Origin of the sequence: Nocardia sp. NBC_00508 (assembly GCF_036346875.1) — a bacterium.
Classification (GTDB): Bacteria; Actinomycetota; Actinomycetes; order Mycobacteriales; family Mycobacteriaceae; genus Nocardia.
Map to the genome: position 1 here is coordinate 1,320,389 of NZ_CP107852.1, position 24,677 is coordinate 1,345,065.

Annotated in this window: 29 protein-coding genes; 14 read left to right on the forward strand and 15 right to left on the reverse strand. The window is 66.6% G+C overall.

All coding sequences use genetic code 11. From position 1 onward, the window contains the following. Nucleotides 1–29: 29 nt before the first annotated feature. The 4 genes from OHA40_RS05820 (at nt 30) to OHA40_RS05835 (ending at nt 4,997) form a co-directional block, all read left to right on the forward strand. On the forward strand, nt 30–761 hold the full coding sequence (locus tag OHA40_RS05820) for a lysophospholipid acyltransferase family protein (protein ID WP_330232033.1): 732 nt from the start codon (nt 30–32) through the stop codon (nt 759–761). Between the two features lie 285 nt (nt 762–1,046). After that, nucleotides 1,047–1,811 carry a sporulation protein gene (locus OHA40_RS05825; protein WP_330232034.1) on the forward strand — a complete coding sequence of 255 codons (765 nt, stop codon included), beginning with the start codon at nt 1,047–1,049 and terminating at the stop codon, nt 1,809–1,811. 290 nt (nt 1,812–2,101) lie between these two features. After that, nucleotides 2,102–3,667, forward strand: coding sequence for an alkaline phosphatase D family protein (locus OHA40_RS05830; protein WP_330232035.1), 1,566 nt, complete (start codon nt 2,102–2,104; stop codon nt 3,665–3,667). Between the two features lie 52 nt (nt 3,668–3,719). After that, complete coding sequence (locus tag OHA40_RS05835) at nt 3,720–4,997, forward strand: FAD-binding oxidoreductase (RefSeq protein ID WP_330232036.1); 1,278 nt, start codon at nt 3,720–3,722, stop codon at nt 4,995–4,997. A gap of 21 nt (nt 4,998–5,018) precedes the next feature. Here the strand turns inward: OHA40_RS05835 and OHA40_RS05840 are convergent, their stop codons facing one another. Both OHA40_RS05840 and OHA40_RS05845 read right to left on the reverse strand, forming a co-directional pair. After that, nucleotides 5,019–5,225 carry a hypothetical protein gene (locus OHA40_RS05840; RefSeq protein ID WP_330232037.1) on the reverse strand — a complete coding sequence of 69 codons (207 nt, stop codon included), beginning with the start codon at nt 5,223–5,225 and terminating at the stop codon, nt 5,019–5,021. After that, complete coding sequence (locus tag OHA40_RS05845; protein ID WP_330232038.1) at nt 5,206–6,468, reverse strand: pentapeptide repeat-containing protein; 1,263 nt, start codon at nt 6,466–6,468, stop codon at nt 5,206–5,208. The genes OHA40_RS05840 and OHA40_RS05845 overlap by 20 nt, the downstream gene beginning before the upstream one ends. A 360-nt stretch (nt 6,469–6,828) precedes the next feature. Between OHA40_RS05845 and OHA40_RS05850 the strand changes: the two genes are divergently transcribed. Next, nucleotides 6,829–7,926, forward strand: a complete 1,098-nt coding sequence (locus OHA40_RS05850; protein WP_330232039.1) for a CSLREA domain-containing protein — start codon at nt 6,829–6,831, stop codon at nt 7,924–7,926. 28 nt (nt 7,927–7,954) lie between these two features. On the opposite strand, the gene OHA40_RS05855 is transcribed toward OHA40_RS05850, so the two are convergent. Continuing rightward, the gene (locus OHA40_RS05855) at nt 7,955–8,362 is read right to left on the reverse strand and encodes a MerR family transcriptional regulator (RefSeq protein ID WP_330232040.1); all 408 of its coding nucleotides are present in this window, start codon (nt 8,360–8,362) and stop codon (nt 7,955–7,957) included. A 49-nt stretch (nt 8,363–8,411) separates the two neighbouring features. Between OHA40_RS05855 and OHA40_RS05860 the strand changes: the two genes are divergently transcribed. Continuing rightward, on the forward strand, nt 8,412–9,296 hold the full coding sequence (locus tag OHA40_RS05860; RefSeq protein WP_330232041.1) for an NAD(P)-dependent oxidoreductase: 885 nt from the start codon (nt 8,412–8,414) through the stop codon (nt 9,294–9,296). Nucleotides 9,297–9,397: 101 nt separating this feature from the next. Here the strand turns inward: OHA40_RS05860 and OHA40_RS05865 are convergent, their stop codons facing one another. From OHA40_RS05865 to OHA40_RS05885, 5 genes are all read right to left on the reverse strand, one after another. Continuing rightward, nucleotides 9,398–10,063, reverse strand: a complete 666-nt coding sequence (locus OHA40_RS05865) for a TetR/AcrR family transcriptional regulator (protein ID WP_330232042.1) — start codon at nt 10,061–10,063, stop codon at nt 9,398–9,400. Between the two features lie 117 nt (nt 10,064–10,180). Further along, nucleotides 10,181–10,387, reverse strand: coding sequence for a DUF397 domain-containing protein (locus tag OHA40_RS05870; protein WP_330232043.1), 207 nt, complete (start codon nt 10,385–10,387; stop codon nt 10,181–10,183). Between the two features lie 53 nt (nt 10,388–10,440). Then, nucleotides 10,441–10,644 carry a DUF397 domain-containing protein gene (locus tag OHA40_RS05875; RefSeq protein ID WP_330232044.1) on the reverse strand — a complete coding sequence of 68 codons (204 nt, stop codon included), beginning with the start codon at nt 10,642–10,644 and terminating at the stop codon, nt 10,441–10,443. A gap of 53 nt (nt 10,645–10,697) precedes the next feature. After that, nucleotides 10,698–10,907, reverse strand: coding sequence for a DUF397 domain-containing protein (locus OHA40_RS05880; protein ID WP_330232045.1), 210 nt, complete (start codon nt 10,905–10,907; stop codon nt 10,698–10,700). Continuing rightward, the gene (locus OHA40_RS05885; RefSeq protein WP_330232046.1) at nt 10,894–11,814 is read right to left on the reverse strand and encodes a helix-turn-helix domain-containing protein; all 921 of its coding nucleotides are present in this window, start codon (nt 11,812–11,814) and stop codon (nt 10,894–10,896) included. Before OHA40_RS05885 ends, OHA40_RS05880 begins: the two co-directional genes overlap by 14 nt. Nucleotides 11,815–12,149: 335 nt before the next feature. Here OHA40_RS05885 and OHA40_RS05890 point away from each other — a divergent pair, with 335 nt between their 5' ends. From OHA40_RS05890 to OHA40_RS05900, 3 genes are read left to right on the forward strand one after another with little or no spacing between them, the layout of a single operon-like run. Further along, a complete protein-coding gene (locus tag OHA40_RS05890) occupies nt 12,150–12,536 on the forward strand; it encodes a hypothetical protein (protein WP_330232047.1) in 387 nt (128 codons plus the stop codon). Continuing rightward, nucleotides 12,533–12,880, forward strand: a complete 348-nt coding sequence (locus tag OHA40_RS05895) for a hypothetical protein (RefSeq protein WP_330232048.1) — start codon at nt 12,533–12,535, stop codon at nt 12,878–12,880. Before OHA40_RS05890 ends, OHA40_RS05895 begins: the two co-directional genes overlap by 4 nt. Continuing rightward, nucleotides 12,877–13,347 (forward strand): DUF4254 domain-containing protein, encoded by a 471-nt coding sequence (locus OHA40_RS05900; protein ID WP_330232049.1) that lies wholly within the window; start codon nt 12,877–12,879, stop codon nt 13,345–13,347. The genes OHA40_RS05895 and OHA40_RS05900 overlap by 4 nt, the downstream gene beginning before the upstream one ends. Nucleotides 13,348–13,439: 92 nt before the next feature. On the opposite strand, the gene OHA40_RS05905 is transcribed toward OHA40_RS05900, so the two are convergent. Further along, nucleotides 13,440–14,276 carry a glutamate ABC transporter substrate-binding protein gene (locus OHA40_RS05905; RefSeq protein ID WP_330232050.1) on the reverse strand — a complete coding sequence of 279 codons (837 nt, stop codon included), beginning with the start codon at nt 14,274–14,276 and terminating at the stop codon, nt 13,440–13,442. A gap of 212 nt (nt 14,277–14,488) precedes the next feature. Here OHA40_RS05905 and OHA40_RS05910 point away from each other — a divergent pair, with 212 nt between their 5' ends. Beyond that, on the forward strand, nt 14,489–14,845 hold the full coding sequence (locus tag OHA40_RS05910; RefSeq protein WP_330232051.1) for a hypothetical protein: 357 nt from the start codon (nt 14,489–14,491) through the stop codon (nt 14,843–14,845). A 239-nt stretch (nt 14,846–15,084) separates the two neighbouring features. Here OHA40_RS05910 and OHA40_RS05915 read toward each other — a convergent pair whose 3' ends face one another. The 3 genes from OHA40_RS05915 to ctaC form a co-directional block, all read right to left on the reverse strand. After that, nucleotides 15,085–15,657, reverse strand: a complete 573-nt coding sequence (locus tag OHA40_RS05915) for an excalibur calcium-binding domain-containing protein (RefSeq protein ID WP_330232052.1) — start codon at nt 15,655–15,657, stop codon at nt 15,085–15,087. 395 nt (nt 15,658–16,052) lie between these two features. Then, the gene (locus OHA40_RS05920; RefSeq protein ID WP_330232053.1) at nt 16,053–16,469 is read right to left on the reverse strand and encodes a cytochrome c oxidase subunit 4; all 417 of its coding nucleotides are present in this window, start codon (nt 16,467–16,469) and stop codon (nt 16,053–16,055) included. A 14-nt stretch (nt 16,470–16,483) separates the two neighbouring features. Next, a complete protein-coding gene (ctaC, locus tag OHA40_RS05925; protein ID WP_330234067.1) occupies nt 16,484–17,539 on the reverse strand; it encodes an aa3-type cytochrome oxidase subunit II in 1,056 nt (351 codons plus the stop codon). Nucleotides 17,540–17,940: 401 nt separating this feature from the next. Between ctaC and asnB the strand changes: the two genes are divergently transcribed. Beyond that, the gene (asnB, locus tag OHA40_RS05930) at nt 17,941–19,884 is read left to right on the forward strand and encodes an asparagine synthase (glutamine-hydrolyzing) (protein WP_330232054.1); all 1,944 of its coding nucleotides are present in this window, start codon (nt 17,941–17,943) and stop codon (nt 19,882–19,884) included. Between the two features lie 370 nt (nt 19,885–20,254). Here asnB and OHA40_RS05935 read toward each other — a convergent pair whose 3' ends face one another. Beyond that, nucleotides 20,255–21,223, reverse strand: coding sequence for a carbohydrate kinase family protein (locus OHA40_RS05935; RefSeq protein ID WP_330232055.1), 969 nt, complete (start codon nt 21,221–21,223; stop codon nt 20,255–20,257). Between the two features lie 257 nt (nt 21,224–21,480). After that, on the reverse strand, nt 21,481–21,831 hold the full coding sequence (locus tag OHA40_RS05940; RefSeq protein WP_330232056.1) for a HesB/IscA family protein: 351 nt from the start codon (nt 21,829–21,831) through the stop codon (nt 21,481–21,483). Between the two features lie 197 nt (nt 21,832–22,028). On the opposite strand from OHA40_RS05940, the gene OHA40_RS05945 reads away from it, so the two are divergent. Continuing rightward, complete coding sequence (locus OHA40_RS05945) at nt 22,029–22,700, forward strand: DUF3043 domain-containing protein (RefSeq protein ID WP_442943935.1); 672 nt, start codon at nt 22,029–22,031, stop codon at nt 22,698–22,700. Between the two features lie 32 nt (nt 22,701–22,732). On the opposite strand, the gene OHA40_RS05950 is transcribed toward OHA40_RS05945, so the two are convergent. After that, a complete protein-coding gene (locus tag OHA40_RS05950; RefSeq protein ID WP_330232057.1) occupies nt 22,733–22,897 on the reverse strand; it encodes a hypothetical protein in 165 nt (54 codons plus the stop codon). Between the two features lie 86 nt (nt 22,898–22,983). Between OHA40_RS05950 and OHA40_RS05955 the strand changes: the two genes are divergently transcribed. Both OHA40_RS05955 and cobU read left to right on the forward strand, forming a co-directional pair. Continuing rightward, nucleotides 22,984–23,964, forward strand: a complete 981-nt coding sequence (locus OHA40_RS05955) for a helix-turn-helix domain-containing protein (RefSeq protein ID WP_330232058.1) — start codon at nt 22,984–22,986, stop codon at nt 23,962–23,964. Between the two features lie 73 nt (nt 23,965–24,037). Continuing rightward, the gene (gene cobU, locus OHA40_RS05960) at nt 24,038–24,604 is read left to right on the forward strand and encodes a bifunctional adenosylcobinamide kinase/adenosylcobinamide-phosphate guanylyltransferase (RefSeq protein ID WP_330232059.1); all 567 of its coding nucleotides are present in this window, start codon (nt 24,038–24,040) and stop codon (nt 24,602–24,604) included. The last annotated feature ends 73 nt before the right edge of the window (nt 24,605–24,677 follow it).

Here is a 24,677-nt window from a genome sequence, read left to right on the forward strand (position 1 = left end):
AACTATCCCGGCTCCGGGGGAAGGACGTCATGTTCTACTGGCTGCTGAAGTTCGTGCTGCTGGGACCATTCATTCACCTCTACAACCGGCCCACGGTCGAAGGTGTGGAGAACATTCCGGCGCATGGGCCGGCCATCATGGCGGGTAACCATCTTTCCTTCGCCGACTGGCTGTTCGCGCCGCTGCTCAGCCCGCGACGGATCACCTACCTCGCCAAGGCCGAGTACTTCACCACCCCGGGCATCAAGGGTCGCCTCCAGAAGTGGTTCTTCAGCGGCGCAGGCCAGTATCCGATCGATCGCAGCGGAGCCGACGCGGCCGAGGACGCGCTCAACGCGGCCCGCAAGCTGCTCGACGAGGGCCGCTTGGTCGGTCTCTACCCGGAGGGCACCCGCTCCCCCGACGGCCGCCTGTACAAGGGCAAGACCGGCCTGGCCCGCCTCGCGCTGGAGACCGGTGTCCCCGTCATCCCCGTCGCCGTCATCGGCACCAACGAGGTCAGCCCGCCCGGACCGTTCCGCTGGCGCCGCAGGAAGGTGACCCTCAAGTTCGGTGAGCCCATCGACTTCTCCCGCTACGAGGGCATGGGCGGCAACCGCTTCGTCGAACGTGCCGTCACCGACGAGGTCATGTACGACCTGATGCAGCTCACGGGCCAGGAGTACGTCGACGTCTACGCCCACAGCCTCAAGAAGGGCGTGCCGAGCGGCAGCCGGCCCGAGGCCGTCCCAGTGCGAATCCCCGACACCGCCGTCGGCTGACCCCGAACCGCACTGCGGCCCCGAGAACACCTGGTCTCGGGGCCGTTTCCTATCTCGGCTCGGCTCACGCGACAGGAAAGCTCGTACCCGCGAGGCCCGCCCGCCGCCGAACTGCGGCACGCCGATCTTCCCTTGGCGGAGACCAGCTTCGAATGCCTTCGCGATGCGAAAGCACGCGGCGGCCGAACGCTCGAGCCGCACACCGGCGCGAGTAGTGGGATGAGGTTTCTCACAGCGTAAGGAAACGCCAAGATTTTATTCGGGTGGGGCGGGGAGACTGCGGGCATGTTCAAGAAGTTGTTGGCGGCGGCCGGGGTCGGTGGGGCCGAGGTGGAGACCGAATTGTTCACGCCGGGTGTGCAGCCCGGCGGCACGGTCGAGGGTGTGGTCCGGTTGCGGGGTGGGCAGGTCGATCAAGAGATCGCCTCGGTGGCCGTCGAATTCGTGACGAGGGCCGAACAGGAGTACGAGGATCACGAGGGTGTCCGCGATATAGCATTCGGCCGCACGGGGGTATACGGTCCGCTGCACCTGCCCGCTGGCGCGGTGCTGGATTTCCGTTTCGCGGCCCGCGCGCCGATGGAAACGCCGATCACGTTCTACAACGGCAGGCACCTGCCCGGCACGGTGGTCGCGCTGCGCACGATCGTGGAGATCCAGGGCGCGGTGGACGCCGCCGACACCGACCCGATCGGCGTCGGCGCGCTGCCCGCCCAGCACGTGCTGCTGGAAGCGGTGGAGCACTTGGGATTCCACCTCCGCAGCGCGGACGTGGAGTCGGGCCGGGTGCACAACACGCCGCAGACGCTGCCGTTCTACCAGGAAATCGAGTTCGCCGGCTCGCCGCACTACCCGCGCCTGAACCAGCTCGAGGTGACCTTCGTCCCCACCGAGACCGGGATGAGCGTGGTCCTGGAGGCGGACAAGCGCGGCGGATGGATCTCCGAGGGCCGCGACGTCTTCGACGCGCTGTGGGTCGACTACCAGCACCTGGGCAGCGTGGACTGGTCGGGCGAACTCCACCATCGCGTAGAACGCTTGGCGCACTGAGCGGGCGCAGACCGTTGACGGCCCGGCTGGCGCACCTCGAATTCTGGAGCCGCCCCAGCCGTGTCGACGCCGGGCGCATCGGCCGAGTCTGGAAAGGCTGTGTCAGGAGCGCGATTGGGTGTAGAGAAATGGCGGCGGCTCGATCCACACCCCGGCAACCGCCATTCGACTCGGCTCGATGCCCTGAGATCGTGGGGACGTCCCACAGCCATACCTCGGGCGGGTGGCTGTTGGCCCTACGGACCGAACCCGTTTACATGGCGTTGAGCTAGCTGCGCCAAGGTTGCTGCATGACCGGTTCGGAATTCGGCATCTCCCGGCGCACCGTGCTGCGCGCCTCCGCTCTCGGACTCGTCGCCGTGCCCGCGCTGGCCGCGTGCTCGTCGGACAGCGGCCCCGGCTTGGTCCGGCAGCGCCCGGTGCTCACGCACGGCGTCGCGGTAGGTGACCCGCGCACCGACGGCGCCCTGATCTGGGCGCGCGCCGACCGTCCGGCCACACTGATCGTGGAGACCGCCGCCACCGAATCGTTCACCGACGCCAAGCGTTTCACCGGGCCCCTGCTCACACCGGATTCCGACGGCACCGGCAGGGTGCGCGTCAACGGCCTGCCCGCGGGTCAGCAGGTGCACTACCGAGTAACGCTCGAAGGCGAGGACGGCGTCACCTCCGAACCCGTCACCGGCGTCTTCCGCACCGTGCCCACCGCCGCGGCGGACATCAAGCTGCAGTGGTCCGGCGATGTCGCGGGCCAGGGGTACGGCATCAACCCGGACCTGGGCGGCATGAAGATCTTCGCCACCATGGCCGCCCGCGACCCGCACCTGTTCCTGCACTCCGGTGACTCGATCTACGCCGACGGACCGCTGAAGGAATCGGTCACCCTGCCCGACGGCCGGATCTGGCGCAATGTCGTGACCGAGGCGAAGAGCGCTGTCGCGCAGACCCTGGACCAGTTCCGCGGCAACTACGCCTACAACCTCACCGACGACAACTACCGCCGCTTCAACAGCTCGGTTGCCCAGGTGGTGCAGTGGGACGACCACGAGACGGTGAACAACTGGTACCCGGGCGGTCTGGTCGCCGAGTCCAAGGGCTACACCGAACGCAGCATGGACACCCTGGCCGCCCGCTCCTGGCAGGCATTCCACGAGTGGATGCCGCTGGAACCCGAGGAGGCGGTGGACGGGCGGCTGTACCGCAAGATCGCGTACGGCCCGCTGCTGGACGTCTTCGTGCTGGACATGCGGACGAACAAGGACGCCAACGACGCCAACAACGGACCCGATGGCCGCATTCTCGGTCCGGCACAGACGGCATGGCTGATCGACGGCCTGCGCGAGTCCAAGGCAACGTGGAAGATCGTCGCCATCGACATGCCGCTGGGCGTGATCGTCCCGGATGGCGAGCAGAAGAACACCAGCGCCTACGAAGGTCCCGCCAACGCCGACCCCGGCGCTCCCTCGGGCCGGGAAAGCGAGATCGCCCGCGTGCTCTCGTCGATCAAAGCGAACAAGGTGACCAACGTCGTGTGGCTCACCGCGGACGTGCACTACACGGCGGCCCACCGCTACTCCCCCGACCGCGCGGCCTTCTCCGACTTCGACGAGTTCTGGGAGTTCGTCTCCGGTCCGCTCAACGCGGGTGCGTTCGGCCCGAACCAGCTGGACGCCACCTTCGGTCCGGAGGCGGTCTTCGTGCACGCTCCCCCGCTCCAGAACAGCTCCCCGCTGGACGCCTTCCAGCACTTCGGCGAGGTGCGCATCGACGGAAAGTCAAGGGAACTGACCGTCGACCTGTGCGATGCGAGCGGATCCGTCCTGTTCAGCCAGCGCCTTACGCCCGCGTCACGGTGATCGAGGACTTCGGGCGAGCGTCACGGGCCGCGCTGTGGTTAGCTTTCGTGCCATGAGCACGCCGCACATTGTCTCCGACGCGGAAGAATATCTGCCCCGCGATACCGCTGATGTCGTTCGCACGGTGCGGGATTCACGGGGGCGAACGGAACGCTTGATGGTGCGCGGCGGCGAGCTGGTCGATGAGGGGCTCACGCTGCCCGCGCAGCCGACCGTGGTGTCGCTGCGCCGGATGAACCAAGTGCTGGACATCAACCTGGGGCGGCGCACCGTCCGGGTGCAGGCGGGTGCCAAACTCTCCGACATCGACCGCAGGCTCGGCGCGCACGGGCTCGGCCTGCCCATCGTGGGCGACCACCGCGATATCACCGCGGGCGGCTTCGCGTCGGTCGGCGGCGTCAGCGGGGCGTCGCACAAGTACGGCCTGTTCATCGACCAGATCGTCGATCTGGAGTATGTCGACGTCGACGGGCGTATCGGCACCTGCGGGCGCACCCATCACACCGACCGATTCCAGCGCATCCTGGGCGCGGGCGGCCGCGCGGGCATCATCACCGCGCTCACCCTGGACGCGATCGACATCGACAAGGACCGCACCTGGCTGACCACCACCGCCGACCGGTTCCTCGATTTCGACTCGTTCGTCGAGCACGCCCACGCCGAGATCGCCCGCCCGGGCAACGCCCACCTCCAGGTCGGGCGCTGGGTCGACACGGCGCCGCTGAAGGTGGCGCGCCCGGTCGGCACCGGCCACGTGCAGCTGGGCACCGTCCGCTTCGGGCAGTGGTCGAGCCTGTACCCCACCGCGCCCACCAGAGGGCTGCGGGCCCGGCGTGAGGTCGGCTCGCGAGCACGGAAGTCGCTCGGTGCCATCGCCTCCGCCGCACCGGGCAAAGCGGGCATGCCGGTACGCAACGCGGCCGCGGGCGCGGTACTGTTCGCACCCAAGGTGCAAACCCTGCGCGACGCCGAGTATCTGGCCGACACAGCCCTCAGCTCGTCCGAGCGGGGCCCGGCCTACCGGGTCGGCATTTTCGCCCCCCTGTCGAGCTATTCGTCGGTGTTCTACCGCCTCCACGACCTGTTCTCCGGACACCGTGAACGCACCGGCTGCTTCACCGTCATCTCCGCGATGACCTATGGCGTGCGCTCGCGCTACTTGCGTGCGGAAGCGGCCGCACGCGGCCTGTCCCCCGAAGACCACGGCCTGATCACCTTCACCTGCCGCCTACGGACGGCCGCCCTGCCGTCGGAACTGCTGCGCGACATCATGTCCGGGATCGAGGAGATCTGCCGCTCGGAGAACGCGCTGCGCTACGAGGCCGAATAGCGGAAGGCTCGCGCAGGACGATCACCGCGACGGTGCGGGCGGGGGTTCGACGGGAGCGGGCGGCCACTCGTCGGGCTTGACGCTCGCCGGTTTGCCGCCGGGCTGTCCGTCCCAGTCGAACGTGACACCGACCCATGCATTCGGGCGATCGAACCGCACCTCCCCGGCCTCGAATCGGGTGCCGGCGAAGGTGATCGCGCCGAAGAAGTCACCTGCCCGGAAGCTCACCTCGCGCCCGCCGAGCCGCGCCTGGGCGAACGAGACATCGCCGTGGAATTCGGCGCTGTCGAAGCGGACCCTGCCGCCAGGGCTGCCGAAGCGGCGCATTCGTCCACCCGGATGGCCGAAGGAGGCCTGCACGAAGGAGGTGGACGCGGCATGGAACAGGGCCGCTGATGTCGATCTGCGATCCGCCGAATATCGCACTGTCGAAGACGACCTGCGCTCCCTCGAAGGTCGCGGCGCCGAACTCGACATGATCGGCGAGGAACCCGGCTTCGGCGAACGACGTTCGCTCACCGCGGAATTTCGCGCCACGAAACCGGGCCGCCGAGCCGCGGAAAATTGTCCGGTGGAACGAGACCGGTGAACTGAAGATCGCGCCGTCGAATTTGAGGCCGGCTCCGCGCAACTCGGTACGCGCGGACTCCGTCGGCGCGAATGTCACCTCGTCGAACAGTGTGCGCACGCCGCGGAAGACCGCGCCATGGAAGGAAATGTACCGACCGGTGAACTTCGCGAATTCGAATGTGGTGGCGCGGGCTCCGGTGAACACCGAACGCGCGAAATACGTGCGCTCCCCCGAGAACTCCGCATATCGGAAATCGGCATCCTCCAATACTGCGTCGGCGAAGTCGAAATCACGGTCCGACCATGTTATTTCGGCCGACGGGCGGACGTGGGCGACGATCACGTCGACGATGGCGCGGCGGACCTCGCGATCGTTCTGCCGGAACTGATAGCGCCGCTCCACCTCGACGCCGTTGTTCTCGACGGTCTCGGACCGGGATATCAGGTGATTGGCCCCGGCGTCCGGTTCGTACGGCAGGCGCAGGTATCCGCACAGCACATCGATGCACTGCTGTCGCCTGCCGGGTGCACCGAATTCGTCGGCGACACCGGCCATGGCGTACACCCCGGCGATACGCACCGCCACATCCGGATCGCCGAGCTGCTTTGCCGCCGCACCGAACAGCTCCGCGAAGCGTGCGCGCTCCTGATCACGCTGCTTGCGATAAGAGACCACGAGCGCGACGGCGCCACCGACTCCCGCGGTCACCGTCAACGCGATCTTGGTGAGATCCACCTGATTCGGCGTCTCCGCCCTCGCTCCGAGGAACCACCACAGCAGCCACCAGACGATCCCCGCGATCAGCAGTCCGCCGACTACCGCCAGCAGCACCGCCAGCAACAATGCCGCGCGATGCAACCTCCGGCTCACCCGCTCGCCGAACCTCCCCAACCGCCGCACAGCGGAATACTAGCGACCGACCTGCTGCGAGTCGATTCCCGCAGCATCCCACGGGCTTTCGGCCCTGATCAACGCACCGGAGGATTGCATCTCGCTCCGCTTACGCCCGTGGCCGCCGGTGTGGATCAGCACTTGCCGGGCGAACGCGTGAGTGGAGCTGCTCGGATCGCCGCGGCGCTGATGCGTCGAGGTAGCGATCGATCTCGGCGCGACCGCCGGGCCGATCGAGGTGAATCGGTAACTGCCGACTGGATTCCCGGAAACCCCATCAACGGGCGCCGCTCTACGACATAGTTGTAAACGCTCGCGTTCCCCACTTGGACGCGGCCGTACCCTACTCCATGTTCGGGATCGGATCTCATGAGGACGAGAACATCTGCCGCGGCGGCTGGCGCCGTCACTATCACAGCCCTGGTCGTTGCCGCCGCGGGCGCATTCCCCGCAGCGGCCTACGCCGACAACGCGCCCGAGGGGAATTCCCCCGCCGTGATCACCGTGAACAGCACAGCAGACGAGGTCGCGGCCGACCCACACAGCGGGCAATGTCGCACGGTCGCCGGCGCCTGCACTCTGCGCGCCGCAGTCCAGACGGCCAATTTCCGTCCAGGGAGCACGATCGTGGTTCCCGATGGGCGGTACATCTTGACGATGGCTCCCGACCCGCGGAAAGTGCAGGGCCGCAACCCGGATGCGACCACGGGAGACCTGAACCTCACCACGCCCACAGTGTTGCGTGGCGCGGGCCGCGATCGGACAGTGTTGGATGCCAACGGGATCGACAGAGTGCTCAGTATCGCCGCGCCCGTGACGTTGGCGGGGTTGACTGTGACAGGCGGAGTCACCGCCCAGCACGAGATCCCCTTCTACGACACCGGCGGGGGCGGAATTTCGAATTCGTCGAACCTCGTCCTCGAAGACGTGGTGGTTCGGGGCAACAGCGCCGGGTACGGCGGCGGGATCTTCAACGTGCCCGGATCGGATCTGCAGACGAGGAATACGACCATCACCGCCAATACGTCCGGTGAGGCGGGCGGGGTGCGCTGCGATAACACCTGCACCTTCACCGATTCCACGATCTCCGGCAACCATGTGGTCAATCCCGGAGTGTGGTACCGCCCCGGTGGATTCGCCGGACGCGGCGGCGGTGTCGACGTCCGGGGCCGGGGCGTGGTGACTTTCGATCGTGCGACGATCACCGGAAACACCGCCTCGGACGCAGGCGGCGGCATCAACGTGGCACCGGCCTATCTCGACACCCTCCCGCGCCAGGTGACCGATCGGGTCGATGTTCCCATCGGCACCGTCGTCTTGCGGAACTCCACTATCACGGCGAACACGTCCGGTAACGCTGTGGCCAACTGCGCGAAGGTTTTCGCGAGAATCGTCTCGGAAGGCGGCAACACCAGCGACGATCCTTCCTGCGACCTCACCGGGGCAGGCGACAGAGTCGCGTCCTAGTCGCTGCGGGTCCTCGCGGACCGGCTGCTCAGGCGGGGACGGGCTCCAGGTCGGCGTCGTCGAAGGGCGGGTAGCTCTCGCCACCCATTCGCTCGGCCGCGTCGATGTAGTCGGCAAGAGCGTCGCGCGATCGAGCGAGCCTCTTCATCTGATCGTCCAGTCGCTGCAGCCGGGACCGCATCGCGGCCAGCAACTCCGGACACCCGGGCAGCTCCGGGGCCTCCCCGACCGCACAGGGCAGCAGATACGCGATGTCCTCGGAGGACAGACCGGCACCGAGCAGGTGCCGGATCTGCTTCACCCGCAGCACGGCGTGCTCGTCGTACTCGCGGTACCCGTTCCCGCCGCGCTCGGCCTCCAGCAGGCCCTGGGCCTCGTAGTAGCGCAACTGATGGGCGTTGACGCCCGTCCGATGGCTCAGTTCCCCGATCCGCATCGCAACCTCACTTGACCTTCACACCGGTATCAACGTTGACGATGCTGCCATGAACAACAACACCGATACACCCGTGACAGTCATCGGACTCGGACTGATGGGCCAGGCGCTCGCCGGTGCGTTCCTGAAAGCCGGGCATCCCACCACCGTATGGAACCGAACGACATCCAAGGCCGACCCGTTGGTGGCCCAGGGCGCGCGGCTGGCGCCGACGGTCGGCGACGCGCTCGCGGCATCCTCCCTGACGATCATCTGCCTCACCGACTACCAGGCCATGCACGAGCTGCTCGCAGCGAACGATATCGAGCTCGACGGCACGACGGTGATCAACCTGACCTCGGGCGACTCGGCCCAGGCCCGGGAAACCGCCCACTGGGCCGGACAGCGCGGCGCCCACTACCTGGACGGCGCCATCATGGCCGTCCCGCCGGTGATCGGGACCGCTGCGGCGGTGATTCTGTTCAGCGGGCCGCAGCCGGACTTCGAGGCACACCAGCCGGCACTCGACGCGCTCGGCACCCTCACCTACCTGGGTGCCGACCACGGGCTGGCGTCGCTGTACGACGTGGCCGGCCTGGCCATGATGTGGAGTGTCCTGAACGCCTGGCTGCAGGGCACCGCCCTGCTCGAGACCGCCGGTGTCGACGCCGCAACATATGCGCCGTTCGCACAGCAGATCGCTGCCGGTGTGGCCGAATGGCTGCCCGGGTATGCCGAGCAGATCGACAACAACTCCTTCCCCGCCGAGGTGTCGGCCCTGCAGACCGACGCGCGGGCCATGGCACACCTGATCCAGGAAAGCGAGGCGGTGGGCGTCAACACCGAACTACCGAAGCTGATCAAGGCAATGGCCGACCGCGCCATCGCCGCCGGAGACGGTGGAGAGCAGTATCCCGTCCTGATCGAAGAGTTCCGCAAACCCCGCAATGACTGACCGATCTCCCGGCACCGGGATCCCCGCCTGCCGCACAGCGGATCAGGAAATCAGCCGACCGCATCACGGCTGCGCAGCCGCGTAACCAACGTCCAGCCCTTTTACACCTTGTCGGCACGCATTGCCAGCCCGAGCAGCGCGCGGTGGATGTACATCACGGTGTCCTCGAGTTCGAGCAAGTCACCTCCGGCACGCAGGGTTCGGCGAACGGCCTCGTTGGTCGCATCGGTCACCGCCAGATAGGCGAAATCGGGGACCGATGGACCGACGAGGCCAGCCGCTGCACGCCATGATCGGATGAATCCGGCGAACCAGTGCTGGCATCGTTCGAACGACTCGATCGCGCGCGACCCGGCCACGGCGGTCTCCAGGTAGAACGAGCGCGCGAACGACGGTTCGTCACGCAACAGGGTGAGGTATTCGCGAATGCCCCGCCGGAGCGCCTCGAGAGGCTCCACCGGTTCGGCGAATACCTGCCTCATTACGTGCTCGAGATGCGCGATCATCAGATCGCGCCCCGTCTCGGCTGCGGCGAGGAAGCACGCTTCCTTGTCCACGAAGTGCTGATAGAACGTCCGACGCGAAACCTTCGCCGCCGCAGCGATATCCGCGACCGTCACCGTGAGATAGCCGCGGTCCGCGACGACGACCGTCACCCCGAACAAGAGCCGCTCCCGCTGCGAGCCGGTCACCAGATCCCGAGCAAGACCGTGCGGCCCGTGCGGCAACTCCGTCAATGTCGGCTCCAGCAACTTCTTACGTCCCATTCGCACTTTCATATCAGGCACGACCCTCGCCGGGTGAGCCGGTTCGACCGGACAACAGAAGGAGACCCCGATCCACACCGACCAGGGTCTCTGCCGTCTCAGCGTTGCTGGTGGGCGTTAGGCGAAGCGGTGGAATTCGCCGTCGATGACGCCCGCCGTGAAAGCATCCCACTCGCCGGGCGTGAAGATCAGCGCTGGACCCATTGGGTTCTTCGAGTCACGAACACCGACCTTGCCTCCCGGCAGCCATGCGACCTCGACGCAAGTCGACCCACTCTCGCTGCGCCTGCTCTTGAACCAAACAGCTTCGGACGCATCACTCATGCTCGCACCATTGCCATCCACCGCAGCGAGTTACACGGCTCACCACGCGATGGTCAGACCCGATTGAACTCGCCGTTGTTCACGCCTGCGGTGAAAGCCTCCCACTCCCCCAGGGTGAAGACCAGCGCCGGACCGGTCGGGTTCTTCGAGTCGCGAAGGCCGACACCGCCCTCCGCCAGCCACGCTACCTCGACGCAATCGCCCTGGCTGCCGCTGTAACTGCTCTTGAACCAAGCAGCTTCGGACGCCTCACTCATGCTCACACCTTTGCCATCCACCGCAGCGAGTTACACGGCTCACCACGCGATGGTCAGACCCGATTGAACTCGCCGTTGTTCACGCCTGCGGTAAAAGCCTCCCACTCCCCCGGGGTGAAGACCAGCGCCGGACCGGTCGGGTTCTTCGAGTCGCGAAGGCCGACACTGCCCTCTGCCAGCCACGCTACCTCGACACAATCGCTCTGGCTGCCGCTGTAACTGCTCTTGAACCACTCGGCTTCGGATAGGTCAATGCTGGTCACGCTCAAACTCCTTCGTCACCCGGCGAATGAGATCCCGGGTCTGCTTTTCATCCAGCGAAACGCTTCGGAGGGCCATAGCAAGTTCACTATAGAGCCGTACCTCATCGGGTCTCTCCAGGTATACATCCGGGCTTGGCCCTCCCTCCATGAAGACAATCGGCGGTTCGACAGTCCCACCTTTGGCGTTCGTGTCGAACTCCAGAAGAGTGAACGAACCGTGCGGCATACCCCAGATCAGCCCCGCGCCATACGGGACTATCCGCAACACAACGTTGGGCAACTTGGAGATCTCGGCCAGGTGCCGAAGCTGAACCACCATGACCTTTCGGCCACCTACCACCCGGTATAGCGCCGACTCGTGAAGTAGCACTACCAGCGCGACCGGCTTCACTTTGCGGGTGATGATGGCTTGCCGCCTGAGCCGCAGTTCGACGCGTCGGTCGATGTCGTCACGGTCATCGAATCCGGGGTATGCGCCGATGACGGCGCGGGCATAGTCAGCGGTCTGCAACAGTCCAGGGACGTGTTCGTGGTAGGTGACCAATTGTCGCGCAGCACCTTCCAAACCGACGTACATGTTGAACGCGGTGGAGTACAGGCCCCCGTAGGCGTGATACCAACTCTGCGTCTTGGCAAGAGCCGCAAGGTCGATCGCGCGCTGGATGTCCTCCGAGCTGACGCCATAGAGTTCGCACAGAGCGCGGACGTCTTGCTTGCGGACCTTCTGAGTTTGGCCGGTCTCGATGCGTTGCAGGGCGGGTGGGGATAGGTCGACCAGCTTCGCCGCAGCGGCGAGGGTGAACCCGCTTGCCTCGCGGACCTCGCGCAGAAAACGCCCGAGCTGGCGCCTCGGAAGTGTCGAACTTGGTCCGGTGTCCATGATGTCGTCGTCAACGTCGCTGGTCATGGCCTCCCCTTCATCGCGGAATCGGATCGGATCACACACGAAATCGGGTCAGTTCTACTGCACTGTCGGATGGCTACGTGCAGTTTCGGATAAATTGCTGTCGGGCATCCGATTTCCCTGAAACCGATCGGTCACTGGTGGTGTGCTTGGTCATGGCGTTCGAGTGACATCGCAGGTTCGGAGCCGGATTCTCCCGACTTGCCGGAGTCACAACAACTTCAACTATGCCCAAAGTCTCTTGATGGCCGCACCTAGGCACGAACAGGAGGGATGGCAAGTTGCTTGCGGTTGCCGGACGCCGCACACACACCCACCGATTGAGTTCTGGGGGAACCATGACCTACACCCACATCATCAAACCACCGGCCACCGACATCATCGCGCCGCCAACGCCCGTCCGGCCGAAGGCCATTGGTTTCGTGCGCGGCGACGTGTCCGGGCTGCACGCACCGCGTCACGCCAACGAGGTGCAGCGGCATGCCCGCACATTGGGCTACCAGTATGTTTACACCGTCCGGCCGCCAGCCGACGAGGGCGATCCGATCGGGTACGCGCTCGGCATGGCCGCTGGGCTCGGCGTCGCGACCATCGTCGTGTTCGATCTGGAGCACGTGAACAACCAGCCTGCGTTGATCTGCGACGAAGGATATGACCTGGAAACCGTTTCCCCGCAGGGTACTTGGGCGCGTTCGGCTCCAGGTATCGAGATCGGGGCCGCATGATGAACGAAGTCGCTCTCGTCACCCCGCCGACCGTCTGCGGCCTCGCCGAGATCGAGTTGGCGCACCGGCAAATGCAGCGGCACCGAGCGTGCCGGATCGATCGCTGTGCATGGAAGTGGGTCGCGTACTGCACCCTCGTCCACTACGGCCGAGTCGAGCCGCCGGAATTGAGCCCCCGCGAACGGGCATACCTGCGCGGCATCGCCTTCCCGGCCGACGACACCGACCACCGGCCCTCTCCGGCCGGCACGCCGAAAGCCGTGACGTTCCAACAAGTTCTCGATGGGCTCAGCGCCCTGGCGCACGACATGCGGCACCCTTCGGACGAAGCGAGCGAGCGGTGAACGACAGCAGATCACTCCTGCCTTCGAAGGATTTTGTCCTCGAAGCATGCACAGGCAGGATCCGGCTCCCGCATCCCCTGCTGGAGGCGGCGTACGAACTCGCCGCGCTCCATGAAGCGCGCCTGGATACCCCCTACCCGGCGCGGGAAGAAATCGACCGCCATCGCACAAGGCTGACTCGGCATATCGACCGCTGGGTCGCGTCCGCATTGCCGCAGGCAATGGGTGCGGCATACCTGCACACCGAGACGGTCGGCGCGGTGGTCGACCGCCTCGCCAGGTACTCGGTGCTCGCCCACACCGCACTGCACCGCGACACACGGCAGCCGGAAATGCACTACGCATGGCAACAACTCGCCGAACTCGCACTCGGCTACGGTGATCTGTCCTTCGAACTGACCGCGGGCAGGCGTCGTCTTCCGACCCTTATTGTGCCGCAACCAGATAGGCCCACCCTCGGATGCTAGTTCGGAAACGCCGTCCTGCTGGTAGCCGAATCCGGCAGCCGGAGCCCGAGGCTCGGGTGATGTGTGCTGGCGCTGGGATCGTTGGAGTCCGATCAGTACCGGTCGACGGTAGGCGGCGTCAGCGTCATGGTGCCGAGCGAACCGAATGTTTCCTCGAACGCCTTCTGCCAAGAACCGTCGGCGATCATCGCCTCGATCGCGTCGTTGATCTTGGTGCGGGTCTCCTGATCGCCCTTCTTCAGGCCGATGCCGTATCTCTCTGTGGTGAACAGCTTGCCGACCAGCTTCAGTTCGCCAGGTGACTGCCCCGAGTAACCGGCAAGGACGATGTCGTCGGTGGTCACCGCGTCCACCGAACCACTGCGCAGCGCTTCGATGCACTGCGAGTAGTTGTCCACTTCCACCAACTGAACGTCCTTGGCGTAGTTGTCCTTGACGTTCTGCGCCGGGGTGGAGCCTTTGACCGAGCAGAGCTTCTTGTTGCCCACCAGCGACTCGACACCGGTGATCTCGGTGTTCTCCTTCTTCACCAGCAGGGCCTGCCCCGCCACGAAGTACGGCCCGGCGAAGTCGACCTTCTCCTTGCGGCCGTCGGTGATCGAATAGGTGGCGACGATGAAGTCCACCTCGCCGTTCATGATCATCGTCTCGCGTTTGGCCGACGGCGCCTCTTTGAATGTGATCTTGTCGGACTGCACGCCGAGCTTCCCGGCCACGTATTTGGCGATCTCCACCTCATACCCTTGGTACGCGCCGTCCTTGTCGCGAAAGCCCAGGCCCGGCTGGTCGAACTTGATGCCGATGGTCAGCTTGCCCTCCCTCGCGTGATCAGTGGCGGTCCCGGCGTCGCTGCCGCCACCGCAGGCGGTGGCGGCGAGGGCGACGGCGATCGCCCCGATACCGAGGCGAAATATGCGGTTGATCCTCATCGAATTCGGTTCCCTCTCAAGCTGAGCCGTCCGGCCGGATCGCAGGCCCGGGTGCTAACGACACGTCATCTTTCCCCGGGGATCCCGACGCCCGTATCGAACACCTTCCCGCCAGTGAAAACCGGATCTGGCGCCGACAACCGAACGCTCCTGCGCGAGATCCTCCCACCGATAGAGAATCGCCATCCACGGCGGTCTCTAGGATCAGCACGATGCCCCTCCGCAGCCGCCCGGTCGCAGCCGCCCTGATCTACATCGTGAGCTCGGTCTTGATCGGACCGACCATCTACCTGACCGGTGTGTACCGCATTCGAACCAGCGATCGCTGCGTCTCTCATTTCGACCCGGAACCACGCGGAGCAGATGTTATTGCTGCCCAAATCTTTCAGGTCACCAGTGCCGGTATTTTGGTGGCGATCGGGATTTTCCTATTGATCCTCCTGTCGACCAACCACTCTCGGATCGGCCTTCTGCGCCTTGTCCCGAGCAGCCTCGGGGTTCTCGTCATGATCTTCGGATATGGGATCACCCTGGCCGCCGGTTTTCAATTTCCGTCCTGTTGGCGGTGATCTGACATCCAGGGCTCGGGCGCCGCTCGGAATCCACTTCGCCCTGGGTGCGCTTCTGCTGTACTTGATCTTGGAGATTCAGCCTCTGGACGATGACTACGAGATCGGGTGTAGGCACCGAGACCGTGACCGCACCCAGCCAACCGAAGCACGCCGGATGCAGCCTCTCGATCATCCGCACTACCTGCGCCACAGGGGATCTCGCGTAGGTGAGCGCGATATCGCATTCGGGTTGATCGTCACGTTTCGCAGGCGATGCCGTCGTTGTCTCGGTCCAGCTGTGATCTGTAGCCGGGTTCCCCACGCCGAAGGGGCGCGGCGCCCGCGGCGCGGGCTGCGGCACAGTTGGGGTAGTAGACGTTGGGCGATGGGGGCGGCGGCGCGGGTACGACGACTGGCGGCGGCACCGGTGCGGCGGGCGGCACAGAGCTGGGCCCGGGCGCTGCCTGCGGCGGCACCGGTGCGGCGGGCGGCGCGGATGTTGACCCCGGCGCTGCCGATGGCGGTGCCGGTTCGATGCTCGATGGGGGTGTGGGCCGAATCGGTAGCGCAGCAGTGGTTGTCGTCGGGGGTGGCGTCGTGCGGGTGGCTGTTGCCGCCGAAGTGCTGAGTCGCGTGGTCGTGGCCGGTGTCGAGGGCGTCGCGGAGCCGCACGCGGCGGCTCCCACCGTAAATGCCGCGAAGGTGACGAGGACGGCGGCACGTCGTCGTGTTATTTTCATGTTCCCTGATTCCGAGGTAGAGGTGCGTGTCCGAGCGTCGTTGCTTGGTGAGCGCCGCCTCCCCGACAAGGCATGAACGCATCTCGCCATGGCTCACCGCCGCGCGGGACCACACCTCAGTGGTTGGTGGTCATCCAGTCCTCCAGTGGCCCTGCGCAATCCGGACGCCGGGGACTGCCCGGACTATCGCCGCTGGCTCCGCAAGTGTTTCCGGCCGTCGTGCCGCAATGGGGTAGGCAAGGATGAGGCGCGAATCGGCGACACGAGATACGGCCTATGCGATGTAGTTGGTGATCTCCCGCGCCACAGCGAGTAGCGGTTCCTTCTGGGCTCGGATCCGTTCGGGCGGGAGCCTGTCGTTGATAGCCGAGATGGTGACCGCCATGTTGCACCTTCCGCGGCCGCTCACCTCATGACGCAAAGGCGTAGACCGACGAAACGGCCCCACCGGATTTTCCGATGGGGCCGTTTCGGCAGTTCTCAGGTCAGTGCTTCTCGGGCCCGAGGTAGTACTCGAACACCAGCCCCGCAGCGGCGACCAGGACGCAGACCACGCCGATGCCGATCAGCCAGAACTGGAAGAACGCCAGGCCGATGGCGGTCACCGAACCGGCGGCGGCCAGGGTGATGGGCCAGAAGCTACCGGGCGAGAAGAAGCCCAGGTCGCCCGCGCCGTCGACGATCTCCGCGTCCTCGTAGTCCTCCGGACGCAGGTCGAGGCGACGGGCGACGAACCGGAAGTAGGTGCCGATGATCAGCGAGAGGCCCGCGGTCAGCACCGTGGCCGTGGTGCCGGCCCACTCGACGCCGGTGCGCGACTGGCCGGTGAAGAAGCCGTAGATCACCGCCACGATGATGAAGAACACCGTGAGCAGCTCGAAAATCCGCGCTTCGATCTTCATGTCAGATCAATTCCTCACTTGCTCTCGGCCGAGGCCGCGCTCTTGATGTCGCGCTTGGTGTTGAACGGCGCGGTGGAGGTGGCGACGGGGGACTCACCGATGGACTCGAGCGCCTCGGCGTTGGTCTTGCCCGCCTGGCGAGCGTCCAGGTACTTGGTGAACTTCTCCGGCGTCACCGCGCGGACCTCGAAGTTCATCATCGAGTGGAAGGTGCCGCACATCTCGGCGCAGCGACCGACGAACGCGCCTTCCTTCTCGATCTTGGTGATCTGGAAGACGTTGTCGGAGTTGTTCTCCTTCGGGTTCGGCATCACGTCGCGCTTGAACAGGAACTCCGGCACCCAGAAGGCGTGGATCACGTCCGCGGCAGCGAGCTGGAACTCGATGACCTTGCCGGTCGGCAGCACCAGGACCGGGATCTCGCTGCTGGAGCCGATCGTCTCGACCTTGTCGTAGTGCAGGTAGGACAGGATGTCGTTCTCCGGCTTGCCGTGCACCGGGCCCGGCTGCGGGTGGCCGTCCGTGGTCCGCCGCTCCTGGTACGCCTCGAGCTGTTCCTGGCTCAGCGCCTCGCGCGTGGAGTCGATGCCGTTGAACTTGTAGCCGTCCTTGAAGTCGACGTTGCGGTAGCCGAACTTCCAGTTCCACTGGAAGGCGGTCACGTCGACCGTGACGTCGGGATTGCTCACCTTCTCGTGCACGTAGTTCTGCACGACGACGGTGAAGTAGAACAGCACGGCGATGATGATGAAGGGGATAGCCGTGTAGGTCAGCTCCAGCGGCACGTTGTAGCCGGTCTGGCGCGGGAACTCCGGCGAGTCCGCCTTCTTGCGGTGGAAGGCGATGGTCCAGAAGGTCAGGCCCCAGACCAGCACGCCCATCGCCAGCGCGGCGATGACCGACCAGGTCCACAGTTCCCGCATCCGGGTGGCCTGCGGCGTGACACCCGAGGGCCAGCCGAACCGCAGCCATACATTGTCGATCGAGCAGCCCGAGACGAGCAGCGCGGTGATCCCCAAGGACACCGCCAGCCCGGCCCGCCGAAGGATGCGGCCCTGCCGACCCTTCACGGGTCGTGCCCCGATCTCTTCGCTCGCCTTGTGCGCCACGCTCACGCCTTCCTGGTCGCCACACATTCCGACAGTGCATCGCCGGGCTGCGATCGGCCCTGACGATACGTCCTAAGCTCGTTCAGGACGCCCTCCGGGCCTGCGCGTTCACGCGCGGGTCACCTGAGAGAGACCTGAGTACTACGCAGCGTAGACCAAACAAGCGCCCCGTTTGTCGTCGGGTCGGCTTCGACACCTGACCGAGCGCAGCGGATCACCACCACCAGCGCTTCCGGCCGGGACGCGGTGCGCACGACGCGCGGAGGCGATGGGTGCGGCATACTCGGACACTAGATTTCATCCCCTTGCGCTCCGTCCGGTGCGCGCGTATCCCGACTGCGAGAAACGAGGTTGCCGACGCCGTGTGTGGACTGCTCGGATTCCTGGCATCTGACGAGGCGGCACCTGGCACGGTGGAGCAGGTCTACGAAGCCTTGCACTGCGTACGCCACCGCGGCCCGGACGAGCGCGGCACCTGGCACGACGAGCGCCTGATCTTCGGCTTCAACCGCCTGTCGATCATCGACATCGAGCACTCGCACCAGCCGCTGCGCTGGGGCCCGCCCGAGCAGCCCGAGCGCTACGCGCTCACCTTCAACGGCGAGATCTACAACTATCTGGAGCTGCGCGCGGAGATCGCCGAGGCGCACGCCGCCGAGTTCCCGGACGGGAAGATCTTCCGGACCGAAGGCGACAGCGAGGCGATCGTCGCGGCGTTCCACTACTGGGGCCCCGAGGCCGTGCGGCGGCTGCGCGGCATGTTCGCCTTCGCGATCTGGGACACCGAGACCCAAGAGCTGTTCCTCGCCCGCGACCCGTTCGGCATCAAGCCGCTGTTCCTGGCCACCGGCCCGGGCGGAACAGCGTTCGGCAGCGAGAAGAAGAGCCTGCTGGAGTTGCTGCCCGCGTTGGAGCTGAGCGACGCGCTGGACCCGCGCGCGCTGGAGCACTACACGGTGCTGCAGTACGTGCCGGAGCCGGAGACGCTGCACAAGGACGTGCGCAGGCTCGAATCGGGCAGCTACGCCACCGTGCGGCCCGGCACCACGCCGACGATCACCCGGTACTTCACGCCGAAGTTCCCGGTGCGCCCGTTCGCCCCCGGCTCCGCGGAAGCGCGCTACCGGGAGATAGCCGAGGCGCTCGAGGACTCCGTCGCCAAGCACATGCGCGCCGATGTGACCGTCGGCTCGTTCCTGTCCGGCGGGATCGACTCCACCGCGGTCGCCGCGCTGGCCATGCGGCACAACCCGAAGCTGATCACCTTCACCACCGGGTTCGAGCGCGCGGGCTACTCCGAGGTCGACGTGGCCGCCGAGAGCGCCGAGGCGATCGGCGCGCGGCACGTCGTCAAGGTGGTCTCCCCCGCCGAGTTCGCCGCGGCGATTCCCGAGATCGTCTGGTACCTGGACGACCCGGTCGCCGACCCGGCGCTGGTCCCGCTGTACTTCGTCGCGAAGGAGGCGCGCAAGCACGTCAAGGTGGTCCTCTCGGGCGAGGGCGCCGACGAGCTCTTCGGCGGCTACACCATCTACCGGGAACCGTTGTCGCTGAAGCCCTTCGAGAAGCTGCCCCGCGGGCTGCGCAGGCTGGCGGGCAAGCTGTCGGACCGGATCCCGGAGGGCACCAGGGGCAAGAGCCTGCTGCATCGCGGCTCGCTCACCCTGGAGGAGCGCTACTACGGCAACGCGCGCAGCTTCAACGATGCCCAGCTGCGCGCCGTGCTGCGCGAGTTCCGGCCCGAATGGACCCACCAGGACGTCACCGCGCCGCTGTACGCCCAGTCGCGCGGCTGGGACCCGGTAGCACGCATGCAGCACCTGGACCTGTTCACCTGGCTGCGCGGCGACATCCTGGTCAAGGCCGACAAGATGACCATGGCCAACTCGCTGGAGTTGCGCGTGCCGTTCCTGGACGCCGAGGTGCTGAAGGTGGCCGAAGGGCTGCCGTTCGACCAGAAGATCACCAAGGAGACCACCAAGTACGCGCTGCGCCAGGCGTTGGAGGGCATCGTCCCCGCGCACGTGTTGCACCGCGCCAAGCTCGGCTTCCCGGTCCCGCTGCGGCACTGGCTGCGCGGGACGGAACTCTACGACTGGGCTCAGCAGCAGATCGCCGAGTCGCAGACCGGCCATCTGCTGAACAAAGCCGCGATCAGCGACATGCTGGTCGCCCACCGCGCCGGGAACGCCGACCACAGCCGCAGGCTGTGGACGCTGCTGGTGTTCATGGTGTGGCACGGCATCTTCGTCGAAGAACGGATCAAGCCGGAGATCCAGGAGCCGGTCTACCCCGTCTCCCTGTAGGTACTCCCCCGCCTCTTCGGGTCTTTGGCCTGTACCAGTCGGCTGGCCCCGCGGCGAGCGCTCCGGCCGTCCATCGCTGCGGGCGTTCGATACTGCGCCGCGCCCAGGAGAGACCAGCACCAGCCGCTCCGGCGGCACCCGATGCGCCGGGCGCCGCCGCCAGGCCAATAATGCAACTCGATGCCCGTCGGGGTGACCCGCCGCCGTCATCGTCGGCGAGTCACCCCGGGATCGTCAGCGCAACAAGTGATTTCGTGAGCACATGGGTAACTCACCGGGTACGCCCAGAACTCGAGCGGCCCAGACGCAGGACCTGAACGCAATTCCGCCTCACCCGGACTCCTACGGCCTGAATACCCGGAGAGGCGGGTCAGAGCAGGGGCTTGATGTCGGCGGCGGCCTCAGGGCCATAGGCGTCGGTCAGTCGCTGGAGGGCCGTTTCCTTGTTCAGCGTCCATTCCTGGGTGCCCATGGTCTCCAGCACCAGCACGGCGATCAGCGAGCCGAGCTGGGCGGAGCGCTCCAGGCTCAGTCCGGCGGTGTGCCCGGTCAGGAAGCCCGCGCGGAAGGCGTCGCCGACGCCGGTCGGCTCGACCCTCTCGAGCTCGGGCACCACACCGATGGTCACCTCCGTGCCGTCGGCATCGATGATCAGCACCCCGTCCGGACCCAGCGTGGTGACGCGGATGCCGACCTTCTGCGCGACCTCTTCCTCGCTCAGACCGGTCTTCTGCAGCAGCAGCGCCCACTCGTACTTGTTGGTGAAAAGGTATGCGGCGCCGTCGATCAGCTGCACGGACTGGTCGCCGTCCAGGCGGACCAGCTGCTGGGAGGGATCGGCGGCGAACGGGATGCCGAGTTCCCTGCACTCCGCGGTGTGGCGCAGCATCGCCTCGGGGTCGTTGGCGCCGACCAGGACGAGGTCCAGGTCCCGCGCCTCGGCGAGCTCGGCGATGGAGATGTCCCGGGCCTCGCTCATCGCGCCCGGGTAGAACGACGCGATCTGGGCCATGTCGTCGTCGGTGGTGCAGACGAAGCGGGCGGTGTGCGCGCGATCGGAGATCAGCACGGCGGAGCAGTCGACCCCGCGCGATTCGAGCCAGGCCCGGTACTCGGCGAAGTCCGCGCCCACCGCACCGATCAAGAGGGGCGTGCGATTGAGCAGGCCCATGGCGTAGGCGATGTTGCCGCCGACACCCCCGCGACGGATCTGCAGATCGTCGACGAGGAAGCTCAGCGATACATGGTCGAGCTGATCGGCCAGCAGTACGTCGGCGAACCGTCCGGGGAAACGCATGAGATGGTCGGTCGCAATGGACGCGGAAACGGCGATGGACACGTGGCTGAGCCCTTCAACGGTAGGCGGCAGGCGGTCGAGACCGGGACGCGAACGCCCCGATCTCACCGTAGCCGATCCGCACACCGATCCGGGTACACCCGCGCACGAGCATGCCCATCCGGGGCAATTGATTTCGCGAGAACATGGGTAACTCGCCGGGCACGCCCAAGACCCGAGCGGCACCCAACGCAGGACCTGAACGCAAATCCCGTACTACGCGACCAGTACGGCCTGAATACCCGGAGAGGCGGAACAGCTCAGTTGAAGGAGTCGCCGCAGGCGCAGGAGCCGGTGGCGTTCGGGTTGTCGATGGTGAAGCCCTGCTTCTCGATGGTGTCGACGAAGTCGATCGAGGCGCCCTGCACGTACGGCGCGCTCATCCGGTCGACGGCCAGCGTGACGCCGGCGAAGTCGACGGTCAGATCGCCGTCCAGCGAGCGGTCGTCGAAGAACAGCTGGTAGCGCAGGCCGGCGCAACCACCTGGCTGCACCGCGATCCGCAGCGCCAGGTCGTCGCGACCTTCCTGGTCCAGCAGTGCCTTCGCCTTCGCCGCGGCGGCGTCGGTCAGAGTCACACCGTGGATGGCGGTCTCGTTCTGCACAGTCATGAACTCTCCTCGAGGAACCTGGGGTCAACCCGTGAACAGCGCACGGGTTGTGTCGGTCAACACCACTAGGCTGGCTGCTATTCCCCCATCTTGCCACCACCCGGTCCGCCGTGACACGCAACCTCCGTGACCCCGCACACTCTCGGCGAATCGGACCGCATTTCTCGCCGCGCAACCCATCGAATAGCCTGGTCGGTGTGAAATTGTTCCGTCGCGGCGAGTCCAGCACCACCGACGCGACCGCCGAATCGACGGTGGTCACGGACGGCGGCTCGGCCGCAGGTAGCACCCGTACGGCGCCAACGGCGACCGCGGGCAAAGGCCGTCCCACCCCGAAACGCCGTGACGCGCAAGGCAAGCGCCGCGGCCCGGTAGCACCCGCTCCGCTTACCGCGAAGGAGGCCCGCGCCCGGCGCAAGGCCGTCCGCGGCAACAAGGAGGAGCGCAAGGCGGCCGCGGCCGACCGGCGCGCCGCCGCCCAGGATCGGCGGGCCCGCATGCTCGCGGGCGAGGACAAGTACCTCCTGCCCCGCGACCAGGGGCCGGTGCGAGCGTTCGTCCGCGACATCATCGACGCCCGGCGCAACCTGGTCGGCTTGTTCATGCCGATGGCGCTGGTGCTGATCCTGTCGATGTTCGTCGCGCCCGCGCTGCAGACGATCGTCACGCTCGCCATGCTGGTGATGATGGCGTTCATGATCATCGAGGGCTTCCTGCTCGGCCGAGTCGTGAACAACCGGGTCAGGGAGCGGTTCCCGGACAGCACCGACACCGGATACCGGCTGAGCTGGTACGCCTTCGTGCGCGCTTCGCAGATCCGCAAGATGCGTGCGCCGAAGCCGCGGGTCAGCCCCGGCGACGCTGTGTAGTGCTTGCGGCGATCCGGGTCGCCGCACCAGGGTCAACGCTGGTGGGCACCGTTTCGGCCGACCATCGCCGCCAGTTCGGACCGCAGCCGCTCGGCGTCCCGGTCGATGACATTCGACGAGCCCACGCGGCCGGTGCTGTGGGCGATCAGTGCGGCGACGGCCACGATGACCGCCAGGGAAACGAGGAAAGTAACCATGGCAGTAATTTTGCGGTCATTGATTTACCGCCGAAAGTGTCCGTACAGACAATGTTCGCAAAAATACGGCCAGTAGACTGGCGGGCATGCTGTCGAAGGTCGCCGTCGTGCTGTCCGAGCGGATGGCCATGTTCGAATTCGGGGTCATCTGCGAGGTCTTCGGCCTCGACCGCACTGCTGACGGACTGCCCGCCTTCGACTTCAAGGTGTGCGGCGCCGAGCCCGGCGTCGCGTTGCACACAACCAGTCCGGGAATCACCGTCACACCGGAGCACGGGCTCGGACAGTTGGCCCGAGCGGATCTGGTCGCCATCCCGGCCGCCGCGGTGGACCGCGGATTCGATCCGCGGGTCGTCGCGGCCGTCCGCGACGCGGCCGCCGCGGGCGCGACCGTGCTCACCGTCTGCTCCGGAGCCTTCCTGGCCGGGGCGGCTGGATTGCTCGAAGGGCGCAAGTGCACCACACACTGGCGTTATGTGGAGCGACTCGCCGCCGACTACCCGGAGGCCACCGTCGACCCGGACGTGCTGTTCGTCGACGAGGGAGATCTGATCACCAGCGCGGGCACCGCCGCCGGGATCGACGCCTGCCTGCACCTGGTGCGGCGCGAACTCGGCAGCGGCGTCGCCAACGCGATCGCGCGGCGCATGGTGGTGCCGCCACAGCGCGACGGCGGGCAGCGGCAATTCATCGAACGCCCCGTCTCCGCGTGCACCTCGGACAGCCTCATCCCGATCCTGGAGTGGATGAACGAACACCTCGACCTGCCCCACACGGTCGAGGAACTGGCCGCCCGCGCCAGCATGTCCACCCGCACCTTCGCCCGCCGCTTCGCCGCCGAGACCGGGACCACCCCGGTGAAATGGCTGACCAACCAGCGCATCCTGCTCGCCAAGCAGCTGCTGGAGGAAACCGGGCTCGGCCTGGAAAACATCGCGGCCCGCTCCGGCTTCGGCTCCGGCGCTCTCCTGCGCCACCACTTCCAACGCCTGGTCGGCATCTCCCCCACCGAGTACCGCCGCCGCTTCGGCAGGAGCCCCGAAAATGGGGCAGCGACGTCGGCCTGACCGGTGGCACGGCCGACGCCGCGGCGGACAGCGCCCTGGGTACCACCTGCTCGGTGATTGATACCGTGCACACGTGTCGCACAGTTCCTCGTCCGCAGCGCCGCGCCGCGTCCTCGTCCTGGGCGGCGCGCGGTCCGGAAAGTCGGCGTTCGCGGAGGAACTCGCGGGCGAGGTCGGCGAGTCGGTGCGCTATCTCGCCACCGCGGTGCCCGACCCGGACGACCGAGATTTCACCGAACGGATCGCCCAGCACCGCAGGCGACGGCCGGCGCGCTGGTCGACAGTCGAAAGTGCCGATCCAGCAACGGTTCTCGCCGAATCAACGGTGCCGTCGAACCCGCCTTCGGTCACCCTCATCGACGACGTCGGCACCTGGCTGACCGCCCGCATCGATGCGCGCGACGCGTGGGAGGCACCCCGCGGCACGATCACCCCGGACGCCGACGCCCTCGTCGCAGCGGTCGCCGCCTACCCGGGCAACCTCGTCATCGTGACCCCCGAGGTCGGCATGGGCGTCATCCCCGCCACCCGCTCCGGCCGTCTGTTCCGCGACGAGATAGGCATCCTCAACCAACGCCTGGCTCGAGCGTGCGACGAAGCCTACTTCGTTGTCGCCGGTCTCCCCCTCCGCCTCAAATAGCCCGCGCCTCCCCTTTGCCGCACGCCTGCCGTCGACTCAACCGACACCTGCCTGGCGGCTAGCAGATTGCACA